Annotated in this window: 7 protein-coding genes; all 7 read left to right on the top strand. The window is 73.0% G+C overall.

Translation table 11 applies throughout. The annotated features are described in order from the left end of the window. Positions 1-1375 precede the first annotated feature (1375 nt). The 7 genes from IE170_RS12970 (at position 1376) to IE170_RS12940 (ending at position 10220) form a co-directional block, all read left to right on the top strand. Positions 1376-2158: a hypothetical protein gene (locus IE170_RS12970; protein ID WP_189809508.1), complete on the top strand. Its 783-nt coding sequence runs from the start codon at positions 1376-1378 to the stop codon at positions 2156-2158. Positions 2159-2272: 114 nt separating this feature from the next. Then, positions 2273-3229 (top strand): TIGR03619 family F420-dependent LLM class oxidoreductase, encoded by a 957-nt coding sequence (locus tag IE170_RS12965; protein ID WP_223856717.1) that lies wholly within the window; start codon positions 2273-2275, stop codon positions 3227-3229. Between the two features lie 147 nt (positions 3230-3376). Continuing rightward, on the top strand, positions 3377-4498 hold the full coding sequence (locus tag IE170_RS12960) for an LLM class flavin-dependent oxidoreductase (RefSeq protein ID WP_189809507.1): 1122 nt from the start codon (positions 3377-3379) through the stop codon (positions 4496-4498). A 227-nt stretch (positions 4499-4725) separates the two neighbouring features. Further along, positions 4726-6465: an N-acyl-D-amino-acid deacylase family protein gene (locus tag IE170_RS12955; RefSeq protein ID WP_189809506.1), complete on the top strand. Its 1740-nt coding sequence runs from the start codon at positions 4726-4728 to the stop codon at positions 6463-6465. Beyond that, positions 6462-7976: an aldehyde dehydrogenase family protein gene (locus tag IE170_RS12950; RefSeq protein WP_189809505.1), complete on the top strand. Its 1515-nt coding sequence runs from the start codon at positions 6462-6464 to the stop codon at positions 7974-7976. The genes IE170_RS12955 and IE170_RS12950 overlap by 4 nt, the downstream gene beginning before the upstream one ends. Positions 7977-8235: 259 nt before the next feature. Then, a complete protein-coding gene (locus IE170_RS12945; RefSeq protein ID WP_189809504.1) occupies positions 8236-9789 on the top strand; it encodes an APC family permease in 1554 nt (517 codons plus the stop codon). Between the two features lie 71 nt (positions 9790-9860). Continuing rightward, entirely contained in the window at positions 9861-10220 is a 360-nt protein-coding gene (locus tag IE170_RS12940) for a hypothetical protein (RefSeq protein ID WP_223856718.1), read from the top strand. Positions 10221-10456 lie beyond the last annotated feature (236 nt).

The raw sequence follows: 10456 nt of genomic DNA, 5'->3' as shown, positions 1-10456 counted from the left end.
CTGGGGGCTTCCCGGCAGCCCATCGTCCTTCCGGCGCGGGCCGGCCGGTCAAGGGCGCTCCCTGCGGTCGCGTCGCTCCGCGATGGCCTGACGGCCACCCTTGACAGACCGACCCACACCGGAAAGACAAAGAGCTGCCGGGAAGCCCCCAGGGGGAGGGACGGCCTGGAGGAACATGAGCCACCCAGGCGCATCATGCAGCCCCCTCTCCCGCCCCGGCGGCCGCATCCAGACCCACCCGCATCCGCAGACCCGTCGACGGGAGCCCGGCCGTCGTTGACGTCGGGAAACGACGCCCAGAGCATCATCCGGAGACAGGAACGCGACAGATCGCTACACGCCCCCGTCTGCCCGGCGTCTGATCCCCGCCTGGGGTCGCGAAGCGCCCGAGATCACCACGTGCCCGCCCTGTGTCGGCGTCGACCGCCGGGGGGAGGAGCAGGAAGCGAGCTTGGGCGCTTCGCGACCCATGACGGTCGCCCCGCCGCCAAGAGGCCGGCGGCGTGCAGCGAGTCGGGGCGCCAGGGCCCCAGGCGGCGGGTCGGCGCCGAAACAGGGGAAGCCGGAGCAGGATGGGCGCTTCGCGGTCACGACTGCCGCCAGCCGCCGAGCAGACAGAGCCCACGTGGCCATCTGGGGCGCCGTTCGGCCCCTGACGGCCGACGGCCGCTGAGCCGAGGGCGCCCACGTAGCGATCTGCCGCGCCCCGGCCCCGAACGGCCGCCGGACGCCAAGAAGGCCGGGCCGCGTAGCGATCTGGGGCGCTCCTGTCGCCGGATGATGCTCTGGGCGTCGTTTCCCGACGTCAACGACGGCCGGGCTCCCGTTGACGGGGCGGCTGATGCCGGTGGGGTGAAAGGGGTCGCCGGGGCGGGGGAGGGCGGTCCCTGATCCGGCTTGTTGGTCCGGGTACCTCCAGGCCGTTCCCCTGGGGGTGCCCCGGCAGAAAAAATGCCTCCGGGGCGGGTCGGTCGGTCAAGGGTGGCCCGAAGGGCCATCGCGAAGCGACGCGACGACGAAGGAGGAGCGCTCTTGAGGGACCGGCCCGCCCCGGACACCATCAACTGCCGGGGACTCCCCCAGCCACCCACCCGACCCCGACCCATCGGCTCCCGCCGACCCCTCCTCCGCCGTCGCATCGCGGTCGCGATCGGCCAGCTGCCGTTCACCTCACTTCGGCCGTCGCACCCCGGCCCCGCCCCCTCGGCTCCCGCCTACCTGACCCCACCCCCACCCCGCCCCCACCCCCACCCCGCCCCCACCCCCGCCCCACCCGCCCCACCCGCCCACCTACCCCCGCCTTTCCCTCCCCCCACCCCGCCGCGCCGTCCACGCCGTGTCACCTCCCGGGTGCGTTCTGTGTACGGTCGGGGGAATGAGCAAGCGTCTCCGGGCCGGCTCCCTGCGGTCCCGTACGGTCAAGCGCGCCGGTGCCGGTGCGGCCCTCGGTCTTCTGGCCTGCACCGCGGCCTGGGTGCATGCCGTCGACGGCGCTTCCGGGGCCACCGAGGCCCGTACGCACAGATCCGACGACCGGCCCCCCGTCGCGCAGGCGCGGGAACGGAACGCCCTGCAAGGGCTGTCCGGGGTGAGCGAGCGGACGGTGGCGCGGATCCCGGCCGAGTCGCGGCAGCTGGTCCTCGTGACGGGTCACGGCCGGAGCTCCTCGCACGCCACGGCGGCGCTCTACACGCGGCCCGCACCCGGTGCCGACTGGGTGCTCGCGGAGAGCTGGCCCGCGCGGAACGGCGCGAACGGGTGGTCCGCGGACCGCCGGTACGGTGATCTGACGTCCCCCGAAGGGGTGTTCTCGCTGAGCGATGCGGGTGGTCTGCTGCCGAAGCCGCCGGGGACGCTTTTGCCGTACGACCACAGCCGGGCCTTCGTGGCGTCGGGTCACGGTGTGGAGGGGGAGTCGCTGGAGGGGTCCTTCGACTACGTCATCGCGATCGACTTCAACCGCCGGCGCGGGATGTCGCCGCTGGACCCGGTGAAACCGGAAGGCCGGGCCAAGGGCGGGAACATCTGGCTGCACGTGGACCACGACGGCCCCTCGCAGGGCTGTGTCGGGATCTCGAAGGAGGCCATGGCGCGGCTCCTGACCGTATTGGACCCCGCAGCGAAGCCGGTGATCGCCATGGGCCCGCGGGGCTTCTGACACCTTCGCCCCGACCTGCCGCTCCACCATCCCCCTTGTCTGACGTTGCGTCAGCTACCACCATGTCTCCGTCGCCCGCACGGCGGCGGGCCGCGGATGAAGGCGAGGCGTGGCATGGCGGTTACGGCGCGCGTGTTTCCGGAAGGCCGGCTGGTGTACGGGATGCAGCTGCCCGTCCAGTCGCAGAGCCCCCTGTACGCCGAGCCGTGGGAGGCGTCGGCCGGTGCCGAGGACCTGGCCGAGGTGGCGCGGGCCGCGGACCGGGCGGGGTTCGCGTACGTAGCGACCTGCGACCACGTCGCGATACCGCGCCGCCTCGCGGGCGCGATGGGCGCGGTCTGGTACGACCCGGTGGCGGTGCTGGCCTTCCTGGCCGGGATCACCGAGCGGGTGCGGCTGCTGAGCCATGTCGCGGTGGTGGGGCTGCGGCATCCGCTGGTCACGGCGAAGCAGTACGCGACGGTGGACCGCCTGTCGGGCGGCCGGCTGGTGCTGGGGGTCGGCGCCGGTCACGTACGGGAGGAGTTCGAGGCGGTCGGCGCCGACTTCGCCGGGCGCGGGGCGCTGCTCGACGAAAGCACGGACGCGCTGCGTGCCGCGCTGGGCCCGCAGGAGTACCCGGTGTTCGAGGGGGAGCGGTTCGCGTTCCGGGATCTGGCGCAGTTGCCGCGGCCGGTGCAGGAGCGGGTGCCGGTGTGGGTGGGGGGTTCGTCGCCGGCGGCGGTACGGCGGGCGGCGCTGCGGGGGGACGGCTGGCTGCCGCAGGGTGATCCGCGGGACCGGCTCCCGGTGCAGATCGCGCGGATCAGGGCGTTGCGGGAGGCGGCGGGGGCGGTGGGCCCGTTCGTGGTGGGGGCGATCACGGAGGCCCTGTACGTGGGGGAGCCGGCGTGGGAGGTGGGCCGGCGGACACTGTCGGGGAAGCCGGAGGCGCTGGCGGGGTCGCTGCGGGAGTACGGGGCGATGGGTGTGGACCAGGTCCAGGTGCGGTTCCGCAGCCGGGGGCGGGCGGAGCTGGCGGACCAGATCGCGGCGTTCGGGGCGGAGGTCGGGCCGCTCCTGAACGGGTGACCCGTGACCCCGGCGAGCGGGTGACCCGTGACCCCACCCCGAAAATCCTGACGCTCCATCAGGTATTGACGCTCCCCCGCGCCCGGTGGAACAGTCGACCTCACCAAATCTGACGACACGTCAGAAACATGAGGACGGTGAACCCCCTTGGAATTCGGGCTCTTCGTGCAGGGATACGTGCCCCGGGCGCGTTCCGAGGTCGACCCCGCGGCGGAACACAAGGCACTGGTCGAGGAGACCGAGTACGTCATCCAGGCCGACAAGTCCGGCTTCAAGTACGCCTGGGCCTCCGAGCACCATTTCCTGGAGGAGTACTCCCACCTGTCGGCGAACGAGGTCTTCCTCGCCTACCTCGCCCACGCCACCGAGCGCATCCACCTCGGCTCCGGCATCTTCAACCCGCTCGCCCCGGTCAACCACCCGGTCAAGGTGGCCGAGAAGGTCACCATGCTCGACCACCTCTCCCGCGGCCGATTCGAGTTCGGCACCGGCCGCGGCGCCGGCAGCCACGAGATCCTCGGCTTCCTGCCCGGCATCACGGACATGAACCACACCAAGGAGATCTGGGAGGAGACCATCGCGGAGTTCCCCAAGATGTTCCTCCAGGAGGAGTACGAGGGGTTCCAGGGCAAGCACTGGTCGCTGCCCCCGCGCAAGGTCTTCCCCAAGCCGTACGGCAAGGCCCACCCGGCCATGTGGTACGCAGCAGGCTCCCCCTCCTCCTACGCCATGGCCGCCCGCAAGGGCCTCGGCGTCCTCGGGTTCAGCGTCCAGAAGGTCTCCGACATGGAGTGGGTGCTGGACCAGTACAAGACCGCGATCCGCGAGGCGAAGGCCATCGGCGCGTTCGTCAACGACAACGTCATGGTCACCTCGACCGCGATCTGCGCCGAGACCCACGACAAGGCCGTCGAGATCGCCGTCAACGCGCACATGAACCGCTTCCAGTCCCTCGTCTTCCGCTATCACGACACCTTCCCGCGCCCCGAGGCGATCCCGCAGTGGCCCGAGATCCTCCCCGAGTACAACGCCGAGATCATCGAGCTCCTCATCGCCGAGGAGCTGCTGATCTGCGGCGACCCCTCCGAGGTCCTCGCCCAGTGCCGGCGGTGGGAGCAGGCGGGCGCCGACCAGCTGTCCTTCGGCCTGCCCACAGGGGTCTCGTACGAGGACACCATGACGACGATCAAGCTGATCGGCGAGCACGTCATCCCGCAAATCGACACCGATCCCGTGCACCGCACCACCCGCTTCCGGCAGGCCGCCTGAGGATCCGGGCCGGCGGTTTCCCGGACCGCCGCCCGGCAGGGGCCCCGGGGGACAGCCCGGGCCCCGGTGTCCGGCCGGAGCGGGCGGAGCAGCGGCCTGCCTCCCGCTCCGGCCGGCCGACCCCCGAAGGCCGGCCCAGGCCCGCCCACGTCGGCCCACGCCGGCCCCGGCCGGCCCAGGCCCGCCCGCCCCAGCCCCGCCCAGGCCCGAGAAGGGACGTCACCGCCATGCTCGACCACCTCATCAGGGGCGCGACCCTCGTCGACGGCACCGGCGCCCCCGCCCGCGCCGCCGACGTCGGCATACGCGGCGGCCTGGTCGCCGCCGTCGCGGCCCCCGGCGCCGTCACCGAGCCGGCCCGCACCGTCGAGGACGCCTCCGGCCTCGTCCTGTGCCCCGGCTTCGTCGACCCGCACACCCACTACGACGCCCAGCTGTTCTGGGACCCGTACGCCACGCCCTCCATGAACCACGGCGTGACCACCGTCGCCGGCGGGAACTGCGGCTTCACCCTCGCCCCGCTGCACCCGGGCCGCCCCGAGGACGCCGACTACACGCGCCGCATGATGAGCAAGGTCGAGGGCATGTCCCTGCGGGCCCTGGAAGACGGCGTCGACTGGACCTGGTCCACCTTCGGCGAGTACCTCGACGCCCTGGAGGGCCGCATCGCCGTCAACGCCGGCTTCATGGTCGGCCACTGCGCGCTGCGCCGCCACGTCATGGGCGCCGACGCCGTCGGCGGGCAGCCCACCGCCGCCCAGCTCGACCGGATGACCGCCCTCCTCCACGAGGCGATGGACGCCGGCGCGTGGGGCCTGTCCACCACCCAGTCCGCCACCCACTCCGACGGCGACGGCGCCCCCGTCGCCTCCCGGCACGCCCGCCCCGACGAGCTGATCGCCCTTGCGCGCGCCGTCGGCGACCACGAGGGCACCCAGCTGGAGGCCATCGTCGCCGGCTGCCTCGACCGCTTCACGGACGCCGAGATCGACCTGCTCGTCGCCATGAGCGCCGCCGCCGGGCGGCCCCTGAACTGGAACGTCCTCACCATCGACGCCGCCGTCCCCGACCGGGTGCCCCGGCAGCTCGCCGCCTCCGAGCGCGCCCGCAGGGCCGGCGGGCGGATCGTCGCCCTCACCATGCCGATCCTCACCCCCATGAACATGTCGCTGGGCTCGTTCTGCGCGCTCAACCTGATCCCCGGCTGGGGCGCCGTCCTCGGCCTGCCCGTCCCCGAGCGGATCGCAGAACTGCGCGACCCCGCCGTGAGGGCGGAGATGCTGCGCCGTGCCGGCAGCCCCGAGGCCGGGGTGTTCCGGCGCCTCGCCGACTTCGGCCGGTACGTCATCGGCGACACCTACAGCAAGGAGAACGAGGGCCTCACCGGCCGCGTCGTCCGCGACATCGCCGCCGAACGCGGCCAGGACCCCTTCGCCTGCCTGGTCGACATCTGCGCGAACGACGACCTGCGCACGGTGCTGTGGCCGATGCCCACCGACAACGACCCGGCGAGCTGGGCACTGCGCGCCGAGACCTGGCAGCACGAGGACGTCATGCTCGGCGGCTCCGACGCCGGCGCGCACCTGGACCGCATGTGCGGGGCCCCGTACACGACGCGCTTCCTCGGGGACTGCCTGCGCGGACGCCGCCTGGCGCCGCTGGAGCAGGCGGTGCGCATGCTGTCCGACGATCCGGCGCGGCTGTTCGGGCTGCGCGGCCGCGGGCGGATCGCGGAGGGCGCGTACGCGGACCTGGTGCTGTTCGACCCGGAGCGGATCGACGCCGGCCCGGCGACGCTCGTCCACGACCTGCCCGGCGGCAGCCCCCGGCTGGACGCGCGGGCCGTGGGCATCGTGTCGGTGCGGGTCAACGGCGTGGAGACGGTCCAAGACGACGAGGTGACGGGCGCGATTCCCGGCCGGGTGCTGCGCTCGGGCCGCGACACGCGGACGGTGGCGACCCGGTGAGCGGGGCGCAGCGCGGCGACGGTGCCCGGCGGCTGTTCCTCGGCGGGGAGTGGGTGGAGCCGGCGGGCGGCCACTACGAGGTCGTCGACCCGGCGGACGAGTCGGTGGTCGGCCTGGCCCCCGAGGCGTCGCCCGCGCAGGTGGAGGAGGCGGCCGCGGCGGCGGCCGCGGCGTTCGAGGGCTGGTCGCGGACTGATCCGCAGGAGCGGGCGCGGATCCTGGACCGGGCCGCCGACGTCATCCGGCGGGAGTCCGAGCCGTGGTCGGAGCTGGCCCGCGCGGAGAGCGGCGCGCCGACGGCGGTGGCCCGGGCGATGCAGGTGGGCGTCGGGGCCGCCCGGTTCCGGCGGTACGCGCGGGGCGCCCTGGAACCGGTGGAGCGCGGGCTGCCGCCGCAGGTCACGGCGGCGGGGCCGATGGGGCGGTCCGCGGTGCTGGGCGCGCTGGAGGTGCGGCAGCCGGTCGGGGTGGTCGCCTGCATCACCTCGTACAACAACCCGTGGGCCAACCCGGCGGGGAAGGTGGCGCCCGCGCTGGCCATGGGCAACACGGTCGTCGTCAAACCGGCGCCACAGGACCCGCTGTCGGTGTTCCGGATGGCGGAGGCGCTCGCCGAGGCCGGGGTCCCGGAGGGCGTCGTCAACGTCGTCGGTGGGCAGTCGGCGGGCGTCGGCGAGGCCCTGGTGGCGTCCGGGCACGTCGACATGGTGTCGTTCACCGGCTCCACCGCGGTCGGGCAGCGCATCGCGGAGGTGTGCGGCCGCACGATGAAGCGGCAGCTGATGGAACTCGGCGGGAAGGGCGCCGCGGTCGTCTTCGACGACGCCGACCTGGACGCGGCCGTCGCCGGCATCGGCACCACGTTTTCCTTCTACAGCGGCCAGATCTGCACCGCGCCGACCCGGGTCATCGTGCACCGGTCGGTGTACGGGGAACTGGTCGGGAAGCTCGCCGGCTACGCGGCGCACCTGCGGATCGGGCACCCGGCGCAGCGGGGCACGGTCGTCGGCCCGGTGATCTCGGCCGCGCACCGCGACCGGGTGGAGGCGTACGTGGAGCTGGGCCGCAAGGAGGGCGCCCGGGTGGTGTGCGGCGGGCAGCGGCCGGCTGTGGGTCCGGGCGGGGGCGGCCCGGGCGGGGGCGGCGGTGGGCGGGGCTTCTACGTGGCGCCGACGCTGCTCGCGGACTGCACGGCGGACATGCGGGTGGTGCGGGAGGAGGTCTTCGGGCCGGTCGTGGCGGTGGTGCCGTTCGACGGGGGTGAGGACGAGGCGGTGGCGCTGGCGAACGACAGCGACTACGGGCTGCTGAGCTACGTGTGGTCGCGGGACGCGGCGCGCGCGTTCCGCGTGGCGCGGCGGCTGCGGGCGGGCGGGGTGGGGGTGAACACGGTCGGCCGGAACATGGAGGCGCCGTTCGGCGGGTTCAAGCGCTCGGGGGTGGGGCGGGACGTGGGATCGTACGCGCTGCACGCGTACAGCGAGGTGCAGGCGATCGTCTGGGCGGGGTGAGGGAGGCGGCGCGGCGGAAAGGGTGCCGGAAAACTGGTGCGGGAAAATTTCGAACCGGGCAAAACGGACATGGCTGCGGTTTCCGCATACCGAAACCGTCGGACCGGGTCCTGTGAACCGGGGGTAACACCCCGGTGGCCGCCTTGCAAACCCGCCGCGGGTCCGAGTCTGGCGTCCGAATTCCAAGGTCATTTCCGCTCCGGAATTCCGGACTCTCATCCTCCGGATGTGGAAACCGCAGGCTCTAACGTCCATTGGCATGACTCAGCTGGACGTTCGGCCCGCGGCCGAAGACACGGCACGCGACGTCACCGACGTACGCGGCAAGGGCCTCGGCAAGGGGTCCGTGGGACTGGTGGGCAGCGCCGTCATCGGCATCTCCACCGTCGCCCCCGTCTACTGCCTGACCTCGACCCTCGGCTCGACGGCCGGCGAGGTCGGCGTCCAGATGCCGGCCGTCTTCCTGGCCGGCTTCCTCCCGATGCTCCTCGTCGCCTTCGCCTACCGCGAGCTCAACAAGGCCGTACCCGACTGCGGCACCTCCTTCACCTGGACCGTGAAGGCCTTCGGCCCCCGCATCGGCTGGATGTGCGGCTGGGGCCTGGTCATCGCCACGATCATCGTCCTGTCCAACCTGGCCGGCGTGGCGACCTCCTACTTCTGGCTGCTGGCCGGCGAGATCACCGGCAGCGAGTCGGTGGCCGCCCTCGACGACAACAAACTCGTCCACATCGCCACCTGCCTCACCCTGATCGCCGTCGCCACCGCCATCAGCTACCGCGGCATGACCGCCACCAAGGGCGTCCAGTACGCCCTGGTCGGCCTGCAGCTCGTCGTCCTCGCCGTCTTCGTCGCCATGGCCCTCCAGAAGGCGTCCGCCGGCAGCTTCGACACCGGGCTCGACTTCTCCTGGGAGTGGATGAACCCGTTCGCGGTCGAGTCCATGGCGGCCTTCACCGCCGGCCTCTCCCTCTCGATCTTCATGTACTGGGGCTGGGACGCCTGCCTCGCCACCAACGAGGAGACCACCGGCTCCGCCAAGACCCCGGGCCGCGCCTCGCTGATCGCCATGGTCGTCCTGGTCGGCTCCTACCTGGCCACCGGCATCGCCGCCCAGATGGCCGTCGGCTCCGGCGACAAGGGCCTCGGCCTCGCCAACCCGGAAACCTCCGACAACGTCTTCGCCGCCCTCGCCGGCCCCGTCATGGGCCCCGCCCTCGGCGTCCTCCTCTTCGTCGCGGTCCTGGCCTCCGCCGCCGCCTCGCTGCAGACCACCTTCATCCCGGTGGCGCGCACCGTCCTCGCCATGTCCACGTACGAGGCGCTGCCGCCCGCGTACGCGAAGGTCCACCCGAAGTTCAAGACCCCGGGCCGCGCCACCGTCATGGCGGGCGTCGCGACCGGCGCCTTCTACACCGTCATGACCCTCGTCAGCGAGAACGTCCTCACCGACACGATCTTCGCGCTCGGCCTGATGATCTGCTTCTACTACTCGCTGACCGCCTTCGCCTGCGCCTGGTACTTCCGCGCCGAACTGCGGCGCAGCGCCCGCGACCTCTTCTTCAAGGGCGTCTTCCCCCTCCTGGGCGGGATCCTGCTGGCCGCCGTCTTCCTCAAGACCCTGGTCGACATGTGGGACCCGGCATACGGGTCCGGATCCACCGTCCTCGGCGTCGGCAGCGTCTTCGTCATCGGCGTCGGCCTCCTGGTCCTCGGCCTCGGCGTCATGTTCGTCACCGAACGCCGCAGCCCCGCCTTCTTCCGCGGCGAGGTCCTCACCAAGTCGACGCCGGCCCTGGTCGTCGAAGACTGACCCGACTCCGCGCACACGGCCCTGCCGGGCCCGGGGGTGACCCCCGGGCCCGGCAGGTCGTTGTACGCGGCATGAACGCCATGAACGCCATGAACGCCATGAACGCCATGAACGCCAAGAACGCCAAGAACACGAAGAACGCCAAGAACGTCGTGAAGCGCGGCCTCGCAGTCCTCGCCCTCTCCTCCGGCGCCCTCGGCCTGGCGGCCGGCGCCGCCCACGCCGACGGCACGAACCTCCAGGGGGCAGCCCCCCTCGCGAAGCGCGTCGGCGACATCGTCGACCACCCGGGCCAGGCCGTACAGGACACGAAGACGGCCCTGGAGGTGACAGGCGCGGCGGCAGGCTCGGCCACCAAGTCCACGAACGCCTCCCTGGCAGGCGCGGGCAGCGCCCTCCAGACGCTGCCGCAGGGGCCGGCGGTCAAGTAGCGGCGGGGCGGGGGCCGGGCGGAGCCGATCAGCCGGCGTCGGAGAGGAGACGGCGGGGTGGGGGTGGGCGGTAGCCGGTCGGTCGGGATCGGGGAGGTTGCCGGTGGTGTCCCCGGCAGTTGATGGTGTCCGGGGCGGGCCGGTCCCTCAAGGGCGCTCCTCCTTCGTCGTCGCGTCGCTGCGCGATGGCCCTTCGGGCCACCCTTGACCGACCGACCCGCCCCGGAGGCGTTTTT

Origin of the sequence: Streptomyces toxytricini (genome assembly GCF_014649915.1) — a bacterium.
GTDB lineage: Bacteria > Actinomycetota > Actinomycetes > Streptomycetales > Streptomycetaceae > Streptomyces > Streptomyces toxytricini.
Note: the sequence above shows the minus strand (reverse complement) of the source record. Positions and strands in the feature narration are given on the sequence as shown.

Excerpts from the sequence above, each read along its gene's own strand:
- IE170_RS12970 (WP_189809508.1), top strand. The coding sequence starts at position 1,376 with ATGAGCAAGCGTCTCCGGGCCGGCTCCCTGCGGTCCCGTACGGTCAAG.
- IE170_RS12965 (WP_223856717.1), top strand. The coding sequence starts at position 2,273 with ATGGCGGTTACGGCGCGCGTGTTTCCGGAAGGCCGGCTGGTGTACGGG.
- IE170_RS12955 (WP_189809506.1), top strand. The coding sequence starts at position 4,726 with ATGCTCGACCACCTCATCAGGGGCGCGACCCTCGTCGACGGCACCGGC.
- IE170_RS12945 (WP_189809504.1), top strand. The coding sequence starts at position 8,236 with ATGACTCAGCTGGACGTTCGGCCCGCGGCCGAAGACACGGCACGCGAC.
- IE170_RS12940 (WP_223856718.1), top strand. The coding sequence starts at position 9,861 with ATGAACGCCATGAACGCCATGAACGCCATGAACGCCATGAACGCCAAG.